The organism is Schleiferilactobacillus shenzhenensis LY-73 (assembly GCF_000469325.1).
GTDB classification, from domain to species: Bacteria; Bacillota; Bacilli; order Lactobacillales; family Lactobacillaceae; genus Schleiferilactobacillus; species Schleiferilactobacillus shenzhenensis.
On record NZ_KI271595.1, the window covers coordinates 43230 to 66953 of the forward strand.

At 55.9% G+C, this 23724-nt stretch carries 16 protein-coding genes; all 16 read right to left on the reverse strand.

The genetic code is table 11. The features are described from left to right. Window positions 1–118: 118 nt before the first annotated feature. Entirely contained in the window at window positions 119–481 is a 363-nt protein-coding gene (locus L248_RS10150; protein WP_040536183.1) for a hypothetical protein, read from the reverse strand. Window positions 482–706: 225 nt separating this feature from the next. Further along, a complete protein-coding gene (locus L248_RS10155) occupies window positions 707–1606 on the reverse strand; it encodes a class A sortase (RefSeq protein ID WP_022530123.1) in 900 nt (299 codons plus the stop codon). After that, window positions 1606–2556, reverse strand: a complete 951-nt coding sequence (locus L248_RS10160) for a class C sortase (protein ID WP_022530124.1) — start codon at window positions 2554–2556, stop codon at window positions 1606–1608. Before L248_RS10160 ends, L248_RS10155 begins: the two co-directional genes overlap by 1 nt. Further along, window positions 2549–3424, reverse strand: a complete 876-nt coding sequence (locus tag L248_RS10165) for a class C sortase (protein WP_022530125.1) — start codon at window positions 3422–3424, stop codon at window positions 2549–2551. The genes L248_RS10160 and L248_RS10165 overlap by 8 nt, the downstream gene beginning before the upstream one ends. A gap of 182 nt (window positions 3425–3606) precedes the next feature. After that, entirely contained in the window at window positions 3607–4428 is an 822-nt protein-coding gene (locus L248_RS15280; protein ID WP_155828629.1) for a pilin N-terminal domain-containing protein, read from the reverse strand. Beyond that, window positions 4425–11153 (reverse strand): SpaA isopeptide-forming pilin-related protein, encoded by a 6729-nt coding sequence (locus L248_RS10175; protein WP_022530127.1) that lies wholly within the window; start codon window positions 11151–11153, stop codon window positions 4425–4427. Before L248_RS10175 ends, L248_RS15280 begins: the two co-directional genes overlap by 4 nt. 85 nt (window positions 11154–11238) lie before the next feature. Continuing rightward, window positions 11239–13635, reverse strand: coding sequence for a SpaH/EbpB family LPXTG-anchored major pilin (locus tag L248_RS15285; RefSeq protein ID WP_022530128.1), 2397 nt, complete (start codon window positions 13633–13635; stop codon window positions 11239–11241). Between the two features lie 234 nt (window positions 13636–13869). Then, on the reverse strand, window positions 13870–15702 hold the full coding sequence (locus tag L248_RS10185; protein WP_022530129.1) for a helix-turn-helix domain-containing protein: 1833 nt from the start codon (window positions 15700–15702) through the stop codon (window positions 13870–13872). Between the two features lie 465 nt (window positions 15703–16167). Beyond that, window positions 16168–17649 (reverse strand): IMP dehydrogenase, encoded by a 1482-nt coding sequence (guaB, locus tag L248_RS10190; protein ID WP_022530130.1) that lies wholly within the window; start codon window positions 17647–17649, stop codon window positions 16168–16170. Window positions 17650–17771: 122 nt separating this feature from the next. Continuing rightward, window positions 17772–18539 (reverse strand): DUF1129 domain-containing protein, encoded by a 768-nt coding sequence (locus tag L248_RS10195; protein WP_051999995.1) that lies wholly within the window; start codon window positions 18537–18539, stop codon window positions 17772–17774. Window positions 18540–18572: 33 nt separating this feature from the next. After that, on the reverse strand, window positions 18573–19673 hold the full coding sequence (gene ychF, locus L248_RS10200) for a redox-regulated ATPase YchF (protein WP_040536186.1): 1101 nt from the start codon (window positions 19671–19673) through the stop codon (window positions 18573–18575). Window positions 19674–19715: 42 nt separating this feature from the next. Beyond that, window positions 19716–19967 (reverse strand): DUF951 domain-containing protein, encoded by a 252-nt coding sequence (locus tag L248_RS10205; RefSeq protein ID WP_022530133.1) that lies wholly within the window; start codon window positions 19965–19967, stop codon window positions 19716–19718. Between the two features lie 17 nt (window positions 19968–19984). Next, on the reverse strand, window positions 19985–20869 hold the full coding sequence (locus tag L248_RS10210; RefSeq protein ID WP_022530134.1) for a ParB/RepB/Spo0J family partition protein: 885 nt from the start codon (window positions 20867–20869) through the stop codon (window positions 19985–19987). Next, complete coding sequence (locus tag L248_RS10215) at window positions 20859–21626, reverse strand: ParA family protein (protein WP_022530135.1); 768 nt, start codon at window positions 21624–21626, stop codon at window positions 20859–20861. The genes L248_RS10210 and L248_RS10215 overlap by 11 nt, the downstream gene beginning before the upstream one ends. A 14-nt stretch (window positions 21627–21640) precedes the next feature. Beyond that, window positions 21641–22669, reverse strand: coding sequence for a nucleoid occlusion protein (locus L248_RS10220; protein ID WP_022530136.1), 1029 nt, complete (start codon window positions 22667–22669; stop codon window positions 21641–21643). Between the two features lie 55 nt (window positions 22670–22724). Beyond that, window positions 22725–23459, reverse strand: a complete 735-nt coding sequence (gene rsmG / locus L248_RS10225) for a 16S rRNA (guanine(527)-N(7))-methyltransferase RsmG (RefSeq protein ID WP_022530137.1) — start codon at window positions 23457–23459, stop codon at window positions 22725–22727. Window positions 23460–23724: the final 265 nt, after the last annotated feature.

Sequence of the window (23724 nt, forward strand, 5' to 3'; positions counted from 1 at the left end):
TAGAAGCGTAGGGCCAAGGCCAAGCAAGGGAAAAACCCGGGCTTAGGTTTTACCCTTGCTTGGCCTTGGCCCCTAGCTTCTGGGCCGCGGAGCCCGTTTAGAGGGCGGAGGCAGACGATCAAGACGCCCCCGCCATCCCCGTCAACTGGTTCAGTCCGGCTTGCAACACCGGCAGCGTCAGCTTAGCTGCATTCCGGTCTTTTTCCGGCAGCTGAAGCAATGCGGTATATAGCCACAAGCCCAGTTTGACATAATCGTCCTGTTCCATGGCATACCGAATCTGGTCGAATTTGGTCAGCGCCTCCTGGTACTGATGGTCGTGGAGTAAGCCCCGTAAGACGTCTTGATAAGGCAGCGGCGGTTTATCCGCCGGAAAGATTACGGCGGCCTCCATCCCCTCTTCTTTCTTGCCCAAGATATAGCCCATGCTGCCGGCGATGCCTTTGATTTGGCGTAACAAGAAATCTGTTTCTTCAGCCATGCTGATCATCTCCTTTAATGACTCTATTGTACGGTATGGCGGGTGATCTCGTACTTGGACTGCTCATGTGGGACCGCTAATCTGGCAATTGAAGAATCGTTTGGCAAGGGCCAACAAAAAACCGCTCCAAAGCAATGCCCCGAGCGGTAGTAATAACAATAAAGGAACACCCCGGCTGGTGCGCAGTATGTCCAGAAGGTTATCGCCCTGCTGCGCCGAAGATGTCTATCCGCGCGATACTGCTTGCGGTCCGACGGGTTTCCTACCCGGCCAATGGGTCCCAATCAAACCCAGCACAATCACCGCCAGCGCGGCCAGCCACCACCCGGGGGCGCTGAGAAAGGCCTGACACACGCGGAGGGAAACCTGATCTAACCAGCCAAAGCGTAACTGACCGTGGGGCTTAGCCGGCGCGGCGACCAGCCCTAAGTGCTGCCCGATCGACTTGTCTCCCATGGCGGCGGCCATGGTCATCGTCTTGGTCAGACGTCCTTGAACGATGCGGCGATACGGCGTATCGTAGCCCCCCGAACAGCGCATCAGGGTGACCACCGGCTGCCCAGTGCGGGGCTGGGCCAGATACTGGATGGCGTGTTCATCGACGACTTGGTTAACGGTGGCCTTGTAAACATACACCCGCCGCCAATCCGTGAGGTAGATGGGTGCACCGGCTTGCACGCCGCTAATCGGGTTCAAGAGCATCTCTGCCCCCACCATATTGTGGCTGGACAGAATGAAATTGCCCTGGCCCATGCGCTCCTTGGCGTTATAGGTGGCCACGCCGTTCAGCAGATTGGTCTCGGTCATGCCGGCGAGCACGGGTTGATCCACAGCCACCGACGGAATACTGAGGACCCCGATGGCCCACTGGCGCCAACTGGCGTTGTACTGGACGCGTGCGGCCGTTAACTCACGGCTGCCCACAGAGCGCACATTCTCGGTCGTGTAGGCAGCGCGGGCCGCTTTTTTCTGGGCCTGCTGATGCATCTGGGCAAAGTCAGCGGCGGCTACCTGCGGCACTGGCACATTGGCTTGCAGAACCGTGTAGCCGCGCAGAGCCAGCACACCGAGCGCCAGCGCTAGCAAAAAAACCAAAGCGATAAGCCGGCCGAGATACTTACGCATTATCTTGCACCCTTTCCGTGGTGGCGCGAATAGGCACCGCGACTATAGCCGCCGCCCCGTTCGGCAATACTCGAGAGACTGGCCAACCGCGCTTGGGCCGCTTTCCTTTTCTTACGATGGCGCACAATCCACCAGATAATCAGCAGCAGCACGAGCAGCGCCAGGCCCATGAGGACCAGGTTCTGGTAGCTGAACAGATTCCGTTTGACCACGGGTAATTGCTCGGCCTGCTTCAACGGGATCCGTTTCCCCGTCACCAATAGCCGCCACGTATTGATACCCGGCGGCGTACAGGTCAGCAGAGTGACCAGGTCCTGATTTTCTTTCAGCCGGACCGCCTTAATATCTGACGGCCACACCGTCTGAATACTGTTCACTTGATAGGCCAGTTTCTTGCCCAGCACATGCAGGAAGAAAACATCCCCCCGCTTCAGGGTGTTGATGTCCGAAAACAGGACTTGGTTCTCCACGCCAGTGTGCCCGGTAATGATGCTGCGGGTGTTGGCGCCGCCGATGGGAAACGACGTGTTCCGCATCGTCCCCAGCCCTTTACTCAGCGTGTTCTCGTCCGTCCCAGGAAAAATGGCCATGTCTTTAATATCGATGGCCGGAATATCGATGGTCCCCACCAGCGAGACCCCTTGCAAAATCGTGTTGTAAGCAACGGGCTTGCGGATCGGCTGGCCGATTTGTTTAAACCATAGATTTTGGTTAAACTGGTGTGCCTTTGCCCGCATCGTCTTCAGCTGGTCCGCTGACAAGCGGTTCAGCTCTTTATCATAGTGGGCCACTGCAGTGGTCCGTGCCTGGTTGGCGAACCAGTTGGCGACCAGCGGATAAGTGAACACGGCGGCACTGCCGAACAGCAGCGTCAAGGAAATGACGTAGGTCAGAACAATACCGATGCTGGTCCGGCGGCGATGGGTCCGGCGCAATACCGTATCAGCCATTGTTCTGCCCTCCTTCGTTAGCCAGCAGGCGCCGCATGTGCCGGCGATACAAGTACCCCACCAGCAGCACGAGCAGCAGCAGAAACAGCAGTGCTAAGACAATATGCTCATAACTCCAAAAATCGCGCTTAACGATATGGAGGTGGTCCGGATCAACATACGGAATATGCCGTTTGCCGGTCACCAGCAGCCGGAACGAATTGATGCCCGGCGGGGTACACGTGAGCAGAGTGACCGTGTCTTGATTCTTGATAATCCGTACTTTGTCGGTGCGGTCCGGCTTGACCACTTCAATTTTATAGATTTTGTACATGAGATTGCGGTTAAGCACGTGGACGTAAAAAACATCCCCCTTTTGCAACTTATCCACTTCAGAAAAGAGTTTCTGGTTTTCGACCCCGGTATGACCGGTGATCACCGCCCGCGTATTCTTTCCCCCAATCGGGATACTGGTCCCAGGCATGTGGCCCAACCCTTTAGAAAGGGTATTTTCATCATCGCCGTGGAAAAACGGCATGTGCTGGATATCGATAGCAGGAATATCCAAGGTGCCCATCACCGTGTCCTCGGCCATCACCTTGGTATAGGGGACCGGCTTGGCCGGAATACCGCGCTGGGAAGCCCATAACCACTGATTATAGTCTTCGGCGGTACGCAGTTCGGCGGCAATCTGAGCCTTGGACATCTGGGCCAGTTTTTTGTCGTAATTGCTCACGGCCACGGACCTTTGCTGGTCGGCAAAATAGTTGGCCACGATGGGATATAAATAGAGGGCAATCGCAATCACAATCAGCACCTCTGACACGCGTTCGATGGTCGTGATGCGCCGCGTGGCCAACCGCCGTACCGTCCGTGATTTTGCTGCCATGACCCCTCATCCTTCCCCTGGCTTCACATCTGCCAATTGGTCCTGCCCCCAGAACCGCCGAATACCCTGATATTGTACCAAAAATGGTGGGAATCCCCCGCTTCCTGAGGTGCTGGAATGGCTCAAATTTGAGACAAAAAGCCCGCCAACGGGGGAGGATCCGTTGGCGGGCTTGAGGCCAGTTAACGCCTATGAAACAGCCGCACCGGCCAAATGATGATCATACTGCCCAGAACCAGGAGGACGACGATCGCCGTCACCCAGCCCTGACCATCCAAGACGCCGCTGGTTTGTGCCAGCGTTTGCGGTGTCTTCGGAAAATTGCTGTACGGGTGATACGGCTCTGGCGGGAAGTTGCTGGAGCCATGAGTGGATGGCACTTTAGGTGATACCAGACCGCTCTTAGGATACAGGTAGACATCCCGCAGGACACCGCCGCTCACCGCGTTGGGCAGAGGCAACTGCACAATGACCGGAGCCATTGGCTCTGGCACCGCATCGTCGGCCACCTCGGTCACCAGATAGTAACCAGGGACCAACCCATCAGCACTGGTCAACACTGCACTGCCGCTGTCGTCCGTGGTGATCGTCCGGTCAAAGTCGTCCAGTTTGTACGAACTGCTTTGCTTGGCGGTCGGCGCGACGCCGGCTCGCGTCGGCAGCACCCGCTGCACGCGGTAATGGACGCCGCTGCCTGGCTGGACATCGTCCGGCAAAGACAGCTTGGTGCCCGCTTGTTTGGCGATGACCGACGCAACGCCGGCAGACAACTGATACTTTTGAATGTGCAGACTCAAGGCTGCCGTGGTGGCCGCCGTATCAGTCGTTTGCGCCGACGCCGCCGCTGAAGCGCTGGTGCTGCTTTCATCCGCAGCCGGCACGCTGCTGGTACTGCTGCTGGCATCTGCGGCACCGACCGTGTCGGCGCGCGCCGAGACCGGCGGCCACAGCAGCATCAAGCCAAGCAAAAGCAGTAGAAACCAAGACCAATGTCTTCTTTTCATCGCTTCCGCCTCCTTTGCTGCGGTCCGGACCGGTGATTGCTCGGCATTGCTGACGCTAACCGGGCATTCTTGCGCTTCTCCTCATAAACGATCAGCGCAACGGCGGTAATCATGAGCAATACCACCAGCAGCGACAAGAACCACATCATCGCTTGACCGCCAGTAAAGGGCAGCTTAGTCTGGGGGGCATCGCTCAACACGAAGGTCAAGTGCTTGCTGTCCGGATCAAGAACAGCCGACAGGCCCAAATTCAGGTCCTTGTTGGCATCTGTCTCTGTATCGTTCGCCACCAGCGGCTGTTTCGGGTCGGCCGACATGATGGCCCCCATATTGCCGTTCGCAGCAAGCCCGGTGAACTTACCGGCCACCAGCGTGACTTTGTAAGCCCGCTTGGCTAATTCGTAACCCTCTGGCGCCTTCGTTTCCAGAATGTAGTACGATCCTGGATCCAAGGGATCGATGTTAATGACCCCGTCACCATTGGTCGTGAACGTATCCTGGGCGTTGCCGTTGGCATCCGGCATACTGATCGGATTGTTGGGATCATAACCCGTGCCATCTGCATTGGCCCGAAAGACCTGGAACTCCGCACCCTTCAACGGGATGTTCTTGTCGGTGCTCTTGGGATCCGCCCCCATCTTGAAGATCCGCAGCGCCACCTTGGTGGGTGTGCCGCTGTTCTTCACGGGATAGACAGTGGTGGTATCTGTTGTCCCGTCGACGGCTTTGACGCCGGTGACCAGCGTGGGCTGATCACCGATGGCATAGCCTGTCGGGGCGACAACTTCCACCGCGTAATAGGTCGTGCCCACATCCAAGTTGCCAAAGGTGGCCCGGCCGGCGGAATCAGTCGTTTGCACGACGGCTGAATGGGTCGTACCCGGAGTCTGGACGAGTTGATACTCATCCGCGTGCAGATCCAGGTACTGGTAAATGGCACTCGGATTCTTCGCGTACTCCGGGGACTTGATGTAGGTGGCCAGCTGGTTGGCTGCGGTCTGGTCTTTCGACAAGACGAACGCGGCGCCGGCCAGCTTCTTGGTCGTGTCCTTGGCATCTTCCTTCTCCAACCGGACAACACCGGGCGCACCAACCTGGTACTGCACGATGTTACTGATCGGATACAGGGATGTATCGAGCCCTTGGGCACTCATATAATCTTGATGCTTGACGTAATCTCCCTTCTTCAAACCATTCGCGGTGAAATCAACCCGGAAGACGATGTGCTCACCCGGCTGAATGGTGCCGTTGTAGTTCCAGTGGATCTGGGTGGCAGTCTGCTTGGTGGCGTCGCTCATGGTCCAGGTGGCGTCTTTACCAGGCGATCCAAATATGCCGGCTGCACCGCCGGTAAAACTATACTGCGTTTTAGCCCATTGGCCTGTTGCCATCGCTGTCTGAACATTTTGATCGGCGTCTTTATTGATTGTGGCGTCTGTACCGCTACCAAACGCTGGTTTGCTACCATTCTTCCCAACGATACTGGTGTCTATCCCCGGCATATTTTGATCCGTCATCAACTGCTGACCGATCTTCGCTTTGCCGCCGTACATGAAGTCTGCCTTGGTGGCGTCTACGGTACTCGAGCTGGCGTCCTTATCAACCGAAATGCTCTTCAAAGCCACACTCCCGTTGAACAGACTGCCCACCCGATCGCCGGAGAACGGCACGATGAAGTTGCCGAACGGGTTCGTCAGTGCCTCCGTATTGGCGAAGGCTTCCACGTACACCGAAAAGGCATATTTCTCATCCGTCGCATAGCCGTCGGTGACATCGGTCACCGCCGGATTGAACGTCGGGTCCGGATGCTGCAGACTGATCGATTCCCGGACTCCGTAGGCTTGGGGATACTTCAGAGTGACCCACGCCCGGTTTTGCGGCGTTTGCTCCGACGAATCGCCGGGATTACGGCCCGTTGCCATTTGCGGCGCAAAGACGTCTTCCTGATCAGGATTGGCAGGATCCACGAACTCGTCCCGGGCCATGAAGGTTGCTTGGTTCCCGGGCGTCGTCGGGATGTTGGTGACAGCGAAGCCCAACAGTCCATAAGTTAATGGGAACCCATTTTGGTAACTTTGGTCAGGCACCTTGCTCAATGCTGCAATGTAGTCACTCAATGCCTGCGCGTTCTGCGGATCTGTCCAATCCACAGAATAAATCGTCGCGTTTGCGTCGTAAGCAGCCGAGAACGCCCCGTCCGCATTTTGGTAATTAATCGGTACGTGACTCAGCTGGTTAAACTCGTCGACCAGTGCCCGAGGGTCCCAATTTGGATTCTTGTAGTACTGCCCCGCAGTACCACCGTCATCATTAGGCATCGCGCACTGATAATAATCGTAAAGTGATGCGTAATAGACGATCCAGGCACTATTGTCTAAGAGATCTTGATCCGAAATGTTTGCAATATTAGCCTCAGAAAAATCTTTGTAATCGCGTGTGGGGGCCACCGGATCGGCAATTCCCGCCATCCGGTCTGACGAAACCGGCCGTCCGGCGTTCCTAGGAAATGCCGTGCGAATGTATGTTTGATAAGTTCCATCTGTCAACTTATCGGCCGCACTGCCCTGAAAGTGATTCACGTAATACTGGCCATTAATCACATACTTCGAGAGACTATTGACGGTGCCCCAATCAGCTTCGACGCTGGCCTTAGGAGCATACTGACGAAGAAAGGCAATTTCCTTTTTTTGCCGTTCAGCGGTCGTCTCCGTCAATGCTTTCACATTTAGCCGCCATTTGTTAGCAAATTGGCTCCCGTCGCTGCCGGTCCCATCCACCGATTGGTCGTAATAGCCATTCTTAGGAGCAATCAGCTCAATATCCGGGTTCTGTGCCGCCGTGGAATTGGTGTCGGCGTGAGCTGTCGTCATTAAATATGACGTGCTCAGCTCCTTCTTGAAGCTGGCCATCCGTTTGGCCACATCATCGTCCGTTGTGGACGTGGGACCGATGTTTTCTTCATTGAAGCCGTAATACTTGCGGCTAAAAATCAAGTTTGTCGTAGTCTTGGTGGGATTATCCAAATCGTCGGTGGTGATGACCTCGTTGCTCATATCCTTGCCGGCATAACGAAACGCCTGCACAAAACCATTAAGCCACGGCGCCGGGAAGGTACCCGGAGTGATGGTCGTGGTCGTGGTCACACCATTCTTGGTACTATACCCTGTCAGTGCAGATGGCACCGACCAACTCGGTCTCTTTTGGGCCGTTTGAGCACTGTACCACTGGCTGGCGTTAGGATCGACCGTATTGTTGGTGGGTGTATCTGAGCCTACTTTCAAGAAGGCCAGAGAATAAGTCAAGTCGGGATTATCATTCGTGGTATACCCATGATCAGTTGTGATCAGTTTCAAGGGGACACGTACGGCCCCCTGCACCCGGTGATAGGAATCGTTTTGCGCAGTGTAGTTCAAGTAGAACGGTTGATCGATGTTGTAACGAACGGCATTGTACTTCGCGTTGAACTCAGTTTGAGTATGGGTCTGATAATACTGCCACGCAGTGGCCCAACTATCCCACTGAATGTTGGCCGGATCGTGGTCCGCATTCGTGGTCCCGGCATCTTTATAACTACTGTTGACGGACTTCAAATTCGCCGCAGTATTTCCCTGGGCACCGTTAGTCCGAGTACCCAGTTGAATGATGTTCGCCCAATCGAGTACGTATCCTGTGGTCCCATATTGGGCTAGCGGTTTCCCAGATATAAACGGTGCCAGAATATCCTGTCCCTGGCCGCCTTGGACCAGCTTTGACAGTATGGGCATGGAAATTTCAAAAGCATCCGAATTCCATGTGGAGTACAAATCGGCACCGTCGTATTTGGCATATGATACTGCAGTGGGTGAAGAATAACCAATACCAATCCGCAGCATCGCATTCGTCGTCCAAGCGTCATCGACGTTGTTGCCTAACGCCGGGTCGTCCTTGCTGGTGTTAAAACCTGCCCATTGGCTAAAGGAGTTGTTCGCGTCGGTGAAATCCAAGATTGATTCCTGACTGGGATCGAATTTTGTCTTTAACACCGGGTCGGCCTCAACCCCGCCAATGATTACCCCGGTCGGTTTGGAAATGAGATGGACCGATTGATCCAGCGGTTTGAAAGCACTGCTCACGACGTTGCCTGATCCCCCAGCATTGACATAGCTGGGACTGGTATACTCGTTCCACCAGGCCACACCGCCACCTGTGTCAGCAGGCGCCCCGTTAGGACTGAAACTCTCATATGTCCGGGTGAAAGAGTTATTGGCGCTGGTCCGACCATCAGTACTGGCCGTCGTATAGCCATCGACATATAGCCGACGATCGACAAACCCCCACTGATTCTGGTTCTTGTAACCCACAGCGGTTGCATATGACGGCAGTACCGTACCGGCAGGGACATTCGGAACTACGTGAACTCTGCCACCTGCAAACTGCGACGGCGCGGAACCAGTATAGGAATTGAAATCAGCATTACCGTTGGCCATGTTGTTGTTATCCCGGAAAAAGAGTGCAAAAGTGCTGTACTGGGACATAAAGTCGGAGTTCGGTTGGAACGTGAAACTCAGTTGCCCGGCTTTCCCTGTTTCTCCGGTGTAACGAGACTGGTTATTGGTGGCTTCATTTTTAGCTACGCTCCCTTTGCTGGCATGATCGTCCTGCGCCGCTTGATAACTCACCTGACTAATTTGACTGTCCGTGTAGTGAATCGGCGTATACCCTTTATTGTTCGTGTCATCTTGATAGGGGTTTCCCGGATTTTTCAGCTTGGACCACAAATCTGTCCCAGCCGGAGCTTCTGCAGTCTTCGCCCCTGTCGTCTGCAGTGCATTCTGGCTCTTAACTGTGGAAAAGTTAGCCAGACCATAGAGTTCATCTGCGACATCACTCGAGATGTTGGGTTGTAAGTCATAGTCCACCCAATATTGAGACGGTTGCCAGTTGACAGAAGAGCTTCCACTATCAACGAACAGGTAGGTGGCCCGTTGCACCACTTTCATAGTGACCTTGACAGACGACTGGAGGCTGGAGACCCCCACATTATTTGGATTATTAGGATCGGCCACCGGGCGCAACATATAGCCGTAGCCGATGAGCTTGGTGTAGCCGTTGGTATATTGGGTATCTTGCGCACGGGCCGCCCAGCCACCGGAGACGTAATCATCGTATTCCTGGGTCATGTTATTCGTCGTCAAACCATGGCCCAGCAGTTGCTGCATGGCGACAATTTCCACTTTCGGCGGCGCTGCTTGAATAGTCACTGGCTGGGTCGCTACCGACCAACCATTGGGATAACCGGCCTGAGTAGAGAACGAAGTTGTGAAGGTTTGCCCTTGGGCAAGATTGGTCCCCATATGGGTCACCAAAGTCTGGCGATCAAAGGAACCGGTATCTTTGAAGCTCAACGGGATATAGGACCCGGCCGCGCCAAAGTCCGTATAAGGGACAGCGTCACTATTAGCCACTTGCCCTTTTACGAAGAGGGCAATCTTACGCATCGATTCAGGCAGCGAAATTTGAGTGCCAGCCTTCGTGCCGATCTTGTTCAGCCGGGCTGCAATGGTATACACCATGGTATCCCCGGTACGGACTTTGCCATTGTGGTTACTGCTGTCGTGACCGGGATCGTCATCGCTATTCATCAATGCAGTCCCGTCCTCAGAACGGAACCCCCCCTTGGTGCCATCGTAGATCCGCACGGTCAGGTAATAATCCGCCTGATCGGTACCGGCACTCGAATAATACTGAGTGATCTGATGATATGCGGCCGTATCGGTATCCGCGTCGTACGGCACATCAATGGTCCCCTGCTGGGGATAAAGCAGCGGATCAGAGCCCTCTGCTTTACCATCGTAAGGCTTTAACCCCGGTTGGCCGACGATCGTGCCTGCGGGTACGACAACGTCGCCGTTGGCAGCCAGCGTGGCCTTAGCGGCGCTCACAGATTTCAATTTGTCCTTACTTTGCGCGTCAGACGAAATAGCGGCTAAAGCGCTGCTGTATTTCTGCAGCAGGTCCGTGCCGGTTGCAGTCTTCGCTGTGGTCGCTTGGACGGCGGTCGGCGTTTTCGCTGTTTTTTGACTCTCTTGCGCTTTTAACAGCGCTTTTTGCCGATCCACCAGCTGGCTGGTAGAAAAATTGTGGAAACTAAACAGTTGCTGCTTCGTGCCGCCGTCGGTTTCTGCTTCTACCGCAAAATCTTGATGACTGCTGTTGGTGAAGACAAGCCGCAGCGGTGTCGCCGTATTCGCCGGGATCGATAAATACGAGTCCGTGAGGGAACCTTGTTGGTTGTAGTGATCAACGATTGCCACCCCGGCCCCCATGGCTTCGCCAAACGTCTTGCCGTTGGCCTGACTCTGGACTTTGATATGCTTAATGTCTTGTGCCGTGTAGCGCGCGAACATGCTGAACGGGCCCCCCACGGCCGCGTTCTTGCTGGCACTCGCCGCCGGCGTTACCGCGTCTTTCGCCGCCTTCTCTAATCGTGCGACGGATAAACCATTGGTCAGCGGAATTTTGATCCTCGTTTGTAAATGGCTCAGCGCCACCGAGTAGGCCTGGTAATTTACTGTGGTAGATGATGGCACAGTCTTACCATCGGCGTCTTCGACGGTAACGATCGGGTCCGTACTGGCCGCCTGGACAGGCGTCAAGCACGAAAGAGCGATTTGACCGACCAGACCGGCTAAGATAATAACCAGCATGAACAGCCCGGCGAGCGCCTTCTTGCATGCGTGCAACATCACTTACCTCCTTCCCCAAAAAAGCAGAAACCCAAGCGGGCCTGGGATTTCTGCTTTTTAAACACATTATTTCCGTTGAAAATGATTAGTTCGTCTGCTTTTGCTTCTTCTTGGCAACATAGACGCCGGTTGCACCGGTAATGCCCAGAGTCGTTGCAATGATGATCAGGAACAGCATGCCTTGACCACCAGTGAACGGCAGGACGCTTTCCGGCTTATCGACGATGTTATATTCGAAGTGTGCGGTATTCTTCTTGCCCTGGAAATAGCCATTATCAGCAGTGGTCAATGTAACTTCGATGGGATGGGCCTGCTTGTCGAGTTCAAAGCCTGCCGGTGCCTTGGTTTCGACAAAGTAATACGTGCGTTTGATGTCGGCATTCGTTTTACTGCTATCATTGCCAGCGGGTACATCCAAAGCCAACCCGTTGAATGAAGCTTCCCCATCTGTATCAGATTTCGCTGAGACGAATGTCACGCCATCAGTCGCGTCCTTAGCAATATCGTCGGTGACAACGCCCTTGTCATCAGTTGTCGATGTCACCAGGTAAGCTTTGTTGTCCTTCTCTTGATACAGCTTCCCGTCGGTCGCGTAGAAAATCATGTTCGTGGCATGAGCTGCCGAATCAGAAATTTTGAATTCGGCATCCTTTAACCCGACACCGCCGTCATCATGTTTCTTATTGTTGGTCTTGATTAGGTCAAACCCGCCGGTGTAGTAGTTAGGCGTCGGTGTGACCGGATAATCAGGATTCTCCGGTTCATTCGGGGTGCCTGGTGTTACTGGCGGCTTGCCCGGTGTATTGTAGCGAGAATCAAAGGCGTTGGAAATAACACCGTTGTAATCCGTGGGCGCCGTCACGGCGTAAACGACCCGAATTTGCTTAGAACCGCCGCCGTCCGGTGATGCACCATTATTCGTGGCTACTTTTTTCATTCCGGCTGTGGTCAACGATACAGACACTTTAGTCCCATTGTCGGTTGCCGTTCCTTTGGACTGATCATGGTTATCAGCCGTGACTGTTTGAATGGCTTGCGCATCCGGCATATAGCCCGCAGCGTTGGCATCGGTCGTTTGGTTATAATCCGCGCCGGCCGTTAAATCGTGCCATGTCCCTTGGTCATCTGAATATTGGACAATAAACCCTTTGTTAGCCGCATCATGCTTATCCGCACCGTAACGGCTATTGCTGAAGGGATCCTGAGGCTGCAACTTGAGTTCTGGCGCAAAGGTATCAATGATGGAGAACTCTGTCGCTGATACATAGTCCCCCTTCGTGATAGTGGTCGTCCCCTGTGCACGATACGCTGGCGCGCGATACAAGCCTGTCGCATCTGGCGCATCGACCTCAGTAATGTCAGAAGCTGCCTCATTCTGGCCAGCTGTTAACCCGACTAACTGAGGAGAATCGGCTTGGGATAATTTTGCATACGCGTCACGAGAAATCACGTGCACCGTCTTTGTTTGCGGGGTGGTGCCACCCTCCGTTGTCATTGCAGGTTCGCCGTTGTCCTTAAACATATTGATTGTCTCGGTCTGGGCACCCCACAACGTTTTGTGTGCATCAGTGGCATTGGTCCAGGCGTCATCACTGATAATGAAGTTTCCTGTCGGTGTCACTCGGTATTGATTCACATTGCCCTTGGCGTCACGATCAAAGTCATACTTAGGCACCGTGGTCGTTGTATTGGCCTTGACATACAAATCAGCAGGGGTATCCATTGTCGCTTCCCAATGGAATACATCACCGGCTTTAATCGAGTAATTTTGCTGACCCTCGATGGTCTTGGACGGATTAAGGTTCCCGTTGGTCATGTTCTTGGGATAGACATTGACATCGTAAATCAGCCTGCTGTTCGCATCTGTAGGGGCCGAGTTACGGTATGTTTGCGGCACATAAACAAAGAACGGCTTGGCCGGCTGCGCGACTTTACTCGATGGCTCTTCGGTGATGAGGTAGATCCCGTCGGCAGATGTGCCGCCGCTCACTGGATTACCATCGTCATCCTTAGTCACCGGTGTACCGACGCCCAAGTCAAATTTAGCAGTACCATCGTCCCCAGTGACGACCGTACTTTGGTTGTTAGGCGCAGCCACCAGGTTATAGTCCGTGCCTTCCTTGACATCGTCTGGATCAACGAGCGGGCCTTTCCCGGCAATCGGCACAACCTTTTGAATCTTAAAGGTAATCCCTGCCAGCGGCGTTAACTTGCTCACGTTGGTGGGAGCGGAACTACCATCGCCGCGATCGCCTAGTTGTGATAAATCAGTGATTGCGTACTTATGTAACGTAATCGAACGATCGGTTTTCGTGTCAGCCACGGCACTATCAGTCGGTGTGACATCGGACGGTGTTGTATCGGCTTGGACCTGTTGACTCGCATTATTGAACACTGCGCCGGCGCTCGGCCCAGCAACAGCCCCCAGCGCCATCGCCGTTAGCATCAGATAACCGAAACGGCGTACTTTGTTCTTTTGCATTTTATTTCCCCCCAAATAGGAATTATGGTAACTAAATGATGGTGGTGTCAGTATCAGTTGTGTATACAAACACCCCCGCAGTTTCTCTGTAATGCTAAATTTCCCACCCCGAGAAACTATGTTAAGTCTATCATCGATTTCGTCAGCAAATATAAAGTGGGACATTTATAAGTGTTAAATATGGGCTGGTTAGCATTCTTAATTGTGCATATCAGCATTCCATAATTGAGCAGATTATGCCTCTTCGCAGGGCTTTTGTTGTTCCTCGGCGCATAGCCGCCGCATGATCCCCGCCAGGACATTACGTTCCCGCGGTGCCACATAAAGCAGGTCGGCATACAACTGCTCAATCTGGACATTGGGTTGATCATCGGAACTCAGGATCGTGGCCCAGCGATAAACGACCCGGCCGACAAAATCGTCCCGCCGGACGAGCTGCTCGGCCAGCCATTCTTTCACTGTAATCATGTCAGCCGCTTTACCGGTGCGCACAGCGCTGACGAGCAGACCCAAGCCCAGCACAGCTACCCCCGCAATGGACGCTGGCAGCGCCACCTGGCTTCGATTGGCCACCGCTTTATCGGCCAGTTGGCAGGCGTCGCTGAAGGGTAAGAATGGCAACACAAACCGGACGAGCACAGCATCGAACTCAGACAGGCTCTCCAGTTGGCCCAGATAACCGGCCACATTCGCCGTTTGAATCGCCGAAGAGACCTGCCCGCTCAGCCGTGCCCGGTACATGCCCGCCACCGCGTTGAGCTGGGCGTATCCCTCATTTTGCGTCCGCTGGTACGCCGTCGTCATCTGCAACTGGAATTTGTCCAGTGCGCTCGTGACATCCAGATTGTCCCGGAATGCTTGGCCAAGAATCTCCGTCAACTGAATAGCCGCCCCATAGACATACTCATACCATCCCGGTTGCAAGGTAATATCTAACGGATCGATCCGCAGCGCATCCAGCAAGCGGAAGACCGCATCGACTTTGACCCCTTGATTGTCTTGGACGATGCGGTGATAGGTCGAAAAAGAAATGTCCGCCTGCCTGGTCACGTCGGCGATGGTCATCTTCTTGGCTCGGCGCATGGTTTCTAAATAGTCCGGAATGGTCAGCGCTTGGCGCGGGGGCAACGGGCGCGGCAGCGGCGCATTGCTCACAGCGGGCCAGGATTCGCTGATTGCGTACCACAACCGACGAAAGAACTGGATCCACACCTCGTCTCCAGGCAGCTGCCAAAAGTGCTTCAGCACAGTCAAAAAGTGATTGAACGCTGCGGTGCCCGCCTCTGCCTCTTGACACACCAGCGTATCGAAGACCAGCGAGAAACGATGGAAGAGTGCCGGCAGGAACGTGGCTTGCGTATCCGGCTGAGCGTCACTCCACCGCAGGATCGTCATGACGGCCGGATAATCATGCGCCGTCGCGGCAGCCTCTAAGGCGCCCATCATGACCTCGGTATACGCGATGTACCGGGGCGACAGCAAGGAAACGTCGCTGCATAAATAGTCGGGCAGCCGCGGCAGCAGGGTTACCCAATCCGTGGCAGATAAGTACTCGACGTAAGGCAATATCAGCGCCACCTCGAATAAACTCCACTGATCATAGGTCAAGAGCTCGGTACACAGATACCCAAAGCCAGCACGGGCGCCAGCGACATCTGACCGCTTGCGAGCTTCTCCGATGCGGACAAAATGACTTAATTGGGCGTAGGCCGAGTTCTTTGTCGCCAGATAGTCCTGCAGCAGGTCCGCTTCCTGTGAATGCGGTTGTCCTGAACCGTGCTGCGCCGTTTTGCCGGCCGGCAGCCCATGCAAGACGGCGTTGGCCGTTTCCATGATCGGCATATACTGCTCCCGAATCGTCGGCGCTAATTCTGGATAACCCACCCGCAGCATGCTGATAGCCCGGTGGAAAGAGCCGGCTGAAAATTCCGTTTGATTATGCTTTAAGCGCTGGTACGTCGCCCGTGACACCTGCAGTTGCTGATACACAGTCGCCAATGGTAATTGTCGGCGTTGCTGGTACAGGTTCAGTACCCCACCCAGCGTTGATTCATTCGTTATATCCATCTTAATTCCCCCAATTGGTTAAATTTTCCCACACAGTACGGTTCAAATATGAAACGTGAAACAGTTTATGTTTCTTTTTTGATACACATTCGGCGGTATGTCCATGTTTCAGCTGCAGGGCTACCGCACTTAGCCCCGCCTATATCGGCAGAGTGCCCGTTAATCATTGGTCGTTGTATGAATCTATGTATGGATCCCGCCGCTCAGAGTGGCACGGCTGCGGAGCCGTGTTGGGTCGCCCAGCAGCCGTCATTTTCTGCCTGACCGGCTAACGGCGGTTCAGCCAGCACAAAAAAACTCCTTCCCAGGAAACAGACCGTATGGATACTTGGCCTGTACACCTAGAAAGGAGTAACTCCATCTGGCTTGTCATTATGTCACGCTGTGTCCGCCCCTGAATCGATCACGCCCGTTGACTACCGGACCATGGTGGGGCCACCACGAACAGCACTGAAACTCAGAACATTACGCGCGAGAATAATTCGGTGCTTCCTTCGTAATCTGGACATCATGCGGGTGGCTCTCCCGCAAGCCAGCACCAGTGATGCGGACGAACTGGGCGTTGTCCCGCAAGTGTTCGAGGTCCGGGGCACCAACATAGCCCATGCCGGAGCGGACGCCGCCCATCATTTCGTAGAGCACGTCAGCGACAGCGCCCTTAGCGGCGACGCGGCCCTCGATGCCCTCGGGTACGAGCTTCTTGGTCTGCTTGATGCCGCTCTGGAAGTAGCGGTCGGAAGAGCCCTCGGCCATGGCCGCCAAGGACCCCATCCCGCGATAAGACTTGAAGCGGCGGCCTTGATAGATCTCGAACTCGCCCGGGGCCTCGTCGGTGCCGGCGAGCATACTGCCGAGCATGACGGCCCAGCCGCCGGCGGCCAGACCCTTGACGATGTCGCCGGAGTACTTGATCCCGCCATCGGCGATGATTGCCTTGCCCCGCTTGCGGGCTTCCGTAGCGGCGTCATAAATCGCGGTAATTTGCGGCACACCGACACCGGCGACGATCCGGGTGGTGCAGATCGAACCAGGCCCAATGCCGACTTTGACGATATCGACGCCGGCGTCGAACAGGGCGGCGGTCCCTTCGGCCGTGGCCACGTTCCCAGCAATCAAGGTCTTGTTGGGAAACGCAGCGCGAATCTCAGAAATTTTCTTCAACACCCCGGCGGAATGGCCGTGGGCGGTGTCGATGATGACGGCATCGGCGCCGGCATTAAATAACGCTTCGGTCCGTTCCATAGTGTCGTTGGTGACACCCACGGCACCAGCGGCAAGCAGACGGCCGTGGCTGTCCTTGGCGGCGTCCGGGTAATTCTTCACGTTCTCAATATCCTTGATGGTGATCAGCCCGCTCAAGCGGCCATCGGCATCCACCAGCGGCAGCTTCTCGATGCGGTGCTTCTGCAAGATCAGCTCGGCTTCGTCCAGGGACGTGCCGACGGGGGCCGTCACCAAGTGGTCCTTGGTCATCACACTGTCAATGGTCACTGAGTAATCATCGACGAAGCGGAGGTCACGGTTGGTCACGATGCCGATCAGCTGGCGGGATTCCTCGTTGTCCACGATCGGTACCCCGGAGATGTGATACTTCTTCATCAGGGTGTCCGCCGCCAGCACCGGCCGGTCAGCGGTTAGGAAGAACGGATCGGTGATCACGCCGCTCTCGCTGCGCTTGACTTGCAGTACCTGGTCAGCCTGCTCGGCAATCGTCATGTTCTTGTGGATCACGCCCAAGCCGCCCTGCCGCGCCATGGCGATGGCCATCGGGGCTTCGGTAACGGTGTCCATACTAGCAGAAAGGACCGGAATGTTCAGCTTCAGGTTGTCAGCCAGCTGCACAGACAGGTCCACATCACGGGGCAATACATGGCTCTCCGCCGGAATCAATAACACATCATCAAACGTCAAACCCTCTTTGGCAAACTTGGTATCCCAATTAGACATTACGTGACCTCCATAGTGTTTTGTTGTGTAGAATAACAGGAACATTGACCCTTGTCAAGTTCGGAACGATAAATAAAAAACGAACGATTACAGACTTATGCAATCGTTCGTTCATTAAGCATTTACTTATCATCTGTCGGCGGTGCCGGGGCAAAGAAGGATTCCTTGATGTGGAAATACCGCCGGAACAGGTAGCGGCCGCCGAAGGCCAGCACGCCGATGACCAGCAGAACGGTCCCCGGCAGGACTGGGTTGAGCACTTTAGGAATAAAGATCGTGATGGACAGGATGACCAGGGCCACCGCTAACAAACCGACCATGTAGAGGATCATCCGCCCCATCTTCGGCCGCTGGCTCTTGGGCAGGCGCATCAAGTCGTTCATCTTGGTGAAGGCCAGCCCAAAGACGATGGAAATCACCAGCATACTGACGATCCCCGTGGCCCCCTGGTTCTTGGTCGTGGACTTCGTGAAGAAAGCCATGACGCCGTTCATCAGGGTCAAGATGCCGAAGAACATCAACGCACTGTCGCTCGCCTTTTGCCAAAACGGTGTCGGTACCACCGGCTTGGGTTTGTGGGTGATGGCATAGGCCTTCACCGTCGGCCCGCCGTACAGCTTATTCGCCGGCGTGCCGCGGCGCTGGGCCTTAAGAATGTCCGGCAGCAGCACGGCCATTTCTGTGTCGATTTTCTGATCATCGAAGCCCTCGTCGCTCAGGGCCTTGCGCAGCTGGAAGACATAGTCGGCGTTGCGCTTGGACAGATTCTCGGCAATCTCCTGAGCACTCATGCCGTCGATTTCTTGATCCATCTGTTCTTGTTTAGAAAGAGTCGCCACTTTCTCTTGCTGTTTCTCATGGGCCTGGGCATTGCGTTCCCGTGGATCCAAATTAACTTCCTCTTTTCTCATCACTTGGCAGGTTTACACATTGAAGCGGAACTCGATAATGTCGCCGTCTTGGACGAGGTAATCTTTCCCCTCCAAGCGCAACCGGCCGGCCTTGCGGACCGCCTCCATGGACCCGTACTTATCCAAGTCGCTGAAGGAGACCGTCTCGGCCCGAATGAAGCCGCGCTCGAAGTCGGAGTGGATGATGCCGGCCACTTGGGGGGCCTTCATGCCCTTATGGAACGTCCAGGCCCGGGTCTCGGGGCCGCCGGCGGTGAAGAAGGTGGCTAAGCCCAGCAAGTGGTAAGACGCCCGGATGAGCCGGTCCAAGCCAGACTCCTCAACGCCCTCGGCCTCCAGGAAGTCTTTCTTATCAGCATCCGGCAGCTCGGCGATTTCTTCCTCGGTCTTGGCAGAAATGGCGATGGCTTCGGCGTTGTCCTTCACGGCGTAGTCCTTCACGGCTTGGTAATACTGGGACTGGTCGGGATCGGCCATGTCGTCCTCGGCGATGTTGGCCACGTACAGGACCGGCTTCGCCGTCAGGAGGAACAGCCCCTTGACGATCTTCTGCTCGTCCTTGTTGAAGTCGATGGAACGAACGGAGCCGCCGTCTTCCAGCACCGGCTTGATCTTGTTCAAAACCGCCAGCTCGGCGATGGCTTCCTTGTCCCGGGTCTTGGCGACTTTCTCCACCTTGGGGTAGCGCTTATTGACGGAATCCAGGTCGGCGATGCTCAGCTCCAGGTTGATTGTCTCGATATCGTCCACCGGGTCGACCTTGCCGGTGACACTGGTGATGTTGTCGTCATCGAAGGCGCGGACCACGTGGACAATGGCGTCCACTTGGCGGATGTTCTCCAGGAACTTGTTGCCCAGGCCCTCGCCCTTGCTGGCGCCCTTGACGATACCGGCAATATCGGTGAACTCGAACGTCGTGTGGACGATCTTCTTGGCCGGAATGATCTCGTCGATGCGGGCCAGGCGCTTATCGGGCACCTCGACCATGCCGACGTTGGGGTCGATGGTGGCGAAGGGATAGTTGGCCATCTCGGCCCCGGCCTTCGTGATTGCGTTGAACAATGTGGACTTCCCGACGTTGGGCAGTCCGACGATACCTGCTGTTAATGCCATTTTTCTCACAAACCTGCTTTCACTAATCAGAATGGGACGGAATTAAGAAAGGTCACTGGGCGGATCGAGCGGCCGGGGCTGCACATAATGCGGTTCTGCCGTCACGTCCACGCTCGCCGCCGGGGTCATGACTTTCTTCATCTTCTTAACAAACTGCGGCCGGGGCATCAGGAGCATGTGGCCGCAGCCCATGCACTTAATGCGGATGTCCATGCCCACCCGGAGGATCTCCCAGCGGTTGGTGCCGCACGCATGGGGTTTCTTCATTTGCACTAAATCACCGAGGGCAAACATTGGGCCCACCTCCTTGGTCATTCCGGAGAATCGTCATCCAGAGAAATGGAGAGGACGTCCAGGATCCGGTTCAAGTCTTCCGTGGAAACGAAGGGAATCTCGATCCGGCCCTTGCCGGCCTTGCTCTCCTGGATCGCCACTTTGGTCTGGAACCGCTGGCGCAGCTGGGCTTCGGTGGCCTCCACGAACTTCGACCGAGCGGGCTTCGCCGGGGCCTTCTTCGCCGGGGTATGGTTCATGTCGCTGACCAGCCGTTCCAGCTGGCGCACCGTGAGCGATTCCTTGATCGTCTTGTTGGCCACCGGGATGATCTGAGTCTTATCCTTCAGACCCAGCAGTGTGCGGGCTTGACCCACCGACAGCTGGCCATCCGCCAGGAATTTCTTCACCGGTGCCGGCAAGCTGAGGATGCGCAAGTAGTTGGCGATGTACGGCCGGCTCTTGCCCAGTCGTTCAGACACCTCGGCTTGGGTGAGGTGCAGCCGCTTCAGCATCATGTCGTAAGCCTCGGCCTCTTCCAGCGGATTCAAGTCTTCCCGCTGCAGGTTCTCGAGGATCGCCGCTTCCATCATGGTCGAGTCGTCCAGTTGGCGGACGATCCCGGGAATGGTCAGTTTCTGGGCAATCTTCGACGCCCGCAGCCGGCGCTCGCCGGCGATCAGCTCGTAGCCGTTGACCGACTTGCGCACGATGATCGGCTGCAGTACCCCGTTTTGCGCAATCGAATGGGCCAGTTCCTGCAACCCTTCATCTTCGAAGCGTTGGCGAGGCTGGTACGGGTTGGGCCGAATGTCGCCCACCGGCAGCTCCGTGACCACCTCTTCGGCCTTTTCGCCCGATTCAATGTCCGCGAACAGGGCATCGATGCCCCGTCCTAATCCTTTGCGTTTCTTAGTTGCCATAACGGGCCACCACCTCCTTGGCTAAGTCCCGGTACGCCGCCGCGCCCCGGGAACTGCTGTCGTAATCAATGATCGATTCTCCGTAACTGGGGGCCTCAGCCAGCCGCGTCGCCCGGGGAATGATCGTCTTGAAGACTTTGTCAGAAAAGTGCTGCTGCACCTCGCTGACGACTTGCGCGGCCAAGTTGGTGCGGCCGTCGAACATCGTCATTAAGACACCCAAAATCGCCAAGTCCGGATTGAAATGCTTGCGCACCAAATCGATGGTCTGGAGCAGCTGGCCCAGGCCCTCTAAGGCGTAATACTCACTTTGGACAGGAATCAGGATCCGGTCTGACGCGGTGAACCCGTTGATCGCCAGCTGGCCTAAAGACGGCGGGCAATCGATCAGACAATAATCGTATTGGTTTTGGACAGCCGCTAAGCCGTTTTTCAACCGCGTTTCCCGGGCAATCTGGGTCGTTAATTCCACTTCCGCCCCGGCCAGCTGCAAGGTCGCCGGTACGATGTCCAGTCCCTGCCGTTCGGTGTGGCGAATCGCCGGGGCAATGGGTGCCTCGTCGATGAGCACTTCATAGACATCGTGCTGAATGGTGCTCTTTTCGATGCCGACACCGCTGGTGGCATTGCCCTGGGGATCAATGTCCACCAGCAGGACCGTCTTGCCCAATTCGGCTAAGGCCGCACCAAGATTAATGGCCGTCGTGGTCTTGCCCACACCGCCCTTTTGGTTCGCAATGGCAATTACTTTCGCCACGCCTGGTATCCTCCCTACTCTGCTTCCGATTCTGATTCTGACGCACTGCTCAGCGGCACCGTGATTTGAATATGGTGGCCGCTGGCGTCGTCGCTTTCGCTGAACTTAATGGGCACACCGGCCTCTTGGACCATGGCCACCGACTTCTTGATCGTGTTGATAGCGACGCGCGGGTCCGTGCTGTGGGCGCTGCGGATCCGCCGACGCGGCTTGCGGTGCGGTTTCTCACTTTTCTCTGCGGTCGCCGGCGCTGATTCAGGATCAGCAGCGCTCGCCTCTGCCGGCCGGTCCGCGCTCGACTCTGCCGGTGCGGCCGGCGTTTCTTCCTGCTCACCCGCGGGCTGCGGCTCAGACGGAACGGCTGGCGTCGGGTTCAATAAGTGGTCGACCAGTTCTTCGGTCTCTTTCACGTTCAAGCTGTCCTGCAAGACCTTATGCAAGGCCAGCTGCTGCTGGAGGTCGTCCAGCTGCAGCAAGGCGCGGCCGTGCCGCTCGGTAATGGTGCCATCCATCAAGGCCTCCTGGACCGCATCGGACAGCTTGAGCAGGCGCAGCTTATTGGCCACGAAGGATTGGGACTTGCCCATCTGCTCCGCTAAGCCCTCCTGGGTTAGATCGTTCAGCTTCATTAGCGCCGCGTACGCCCGGGCCTGCTCGATGGGCGACAGCTGCTCCCGCTGCAGGTTTTCGACCAAGGCCATGGACGCCGTTTCTTCATCGTTCATCTTCTGCACAATGGCCGGAACGTCCTGCCAGTGCAAGGTGCGCACCGCCCGGTAGCGGCGCTCGCCGGCGATGATCTCATAATGGTCCGCCTCGTATTCGCGCAGCACGATGGGCTGCAGCAGCCCGTGTTCCTTGATCGTATCCGCCAGCTCAGCGATGCGCGCATCATTGAAGTGCTTGCGCGGCTGGAACCGGTTGGGCACGATGTTGTCCAGCGGCACCATCACCACTTGGTTGACGGTATGGGCCGGCTGAGCACCATCCGTGCTGTCTGCGTGGTCCTTTTTCGTGTTCCGTTTGAAGAAAGAAAATGCCATGTTAATTCGCTGCCTCCGTTAAGCGATGCGGTCTGCCGCATCGGCGCGTATCCGTTTATGATTGCTGAACGAGCGGTTCGGCGTGGGGCACGCCGGCCCGGCGGGGATACCGCTTAGGCGTGTGCCGCTTCTTGCGGTACACCAGCAGGTGCCGTTCGCCGGCATCGGCCGGTAAGCTCAGGGCCAGGTCCTTTTCTAAGACCCCGCCCAGCTGGGCCACGGCATACGCCCCGGTCTCAATCTCGGCCGGGGCGGCACTGCCCTTCATCGCCACGAAGACCCCGCCCACCTTGACCAGCGGCAGTGTCAATTCCGCCAGCACGTTCAGCGGCGCGACTGCCCGAGCGGTGACCAGATCGAAGGCCTCCCGCTGGGGACTGCGCTTATTGCCGGCGTCTTCCGCCCGGCCATGGATCAAGGCCACGTCCGTGAAGTTCAAGGCACCGACCACATCGTTCAGAAAGTTGATTCGTTTTTGTAGGGAATCGAGTATCGTGAGTTTAGTTTGGGGAAAGGCAATCTTGACCGGAATCCCAGGCAGCCCGGCGCCGCTGCCGACATCCATCATCGTCAGCGTCTGGGCCGCCAATTCAGGCACGGCTTGCGCCAGGGTCAGGGAATCGAAGAAATGTTTCAAATAGACGTCGCCTTCCGCCGTGATGGCGGTGAGGTTCATCTTTTCATTCGCGGTCACCAGGAGTTCAAAATACTGGTGAAACTGGGCCATCTGGGCAGCCGTCAAGGTAATCCCCTGCGCGGCCAGCTGGGCCTGAAACTGTTCCGGGGTCAAATGCGGTGCTCCCTTCCTCTTTTGCCGTGAAACACACAGTGTTCCACATTCTTCTACTTTAACTGAATGCGGGGGTTCACACAAGGGGCTGAGGCGTTTTGGCGGGGTGAAAATGTCAGTGGATGTCCCTCTCCGCACCAGATGATTGCGGGTTGCACGGATAGGTTAGTGTCTGGCGTTGGCCCGGGTGACTCCGGGCTCCGCGGGTGGGGGCTGGAACGTGGTGACGGCGGTTTGAGCCCGCAAAGTACGCGGTCTCAAACAC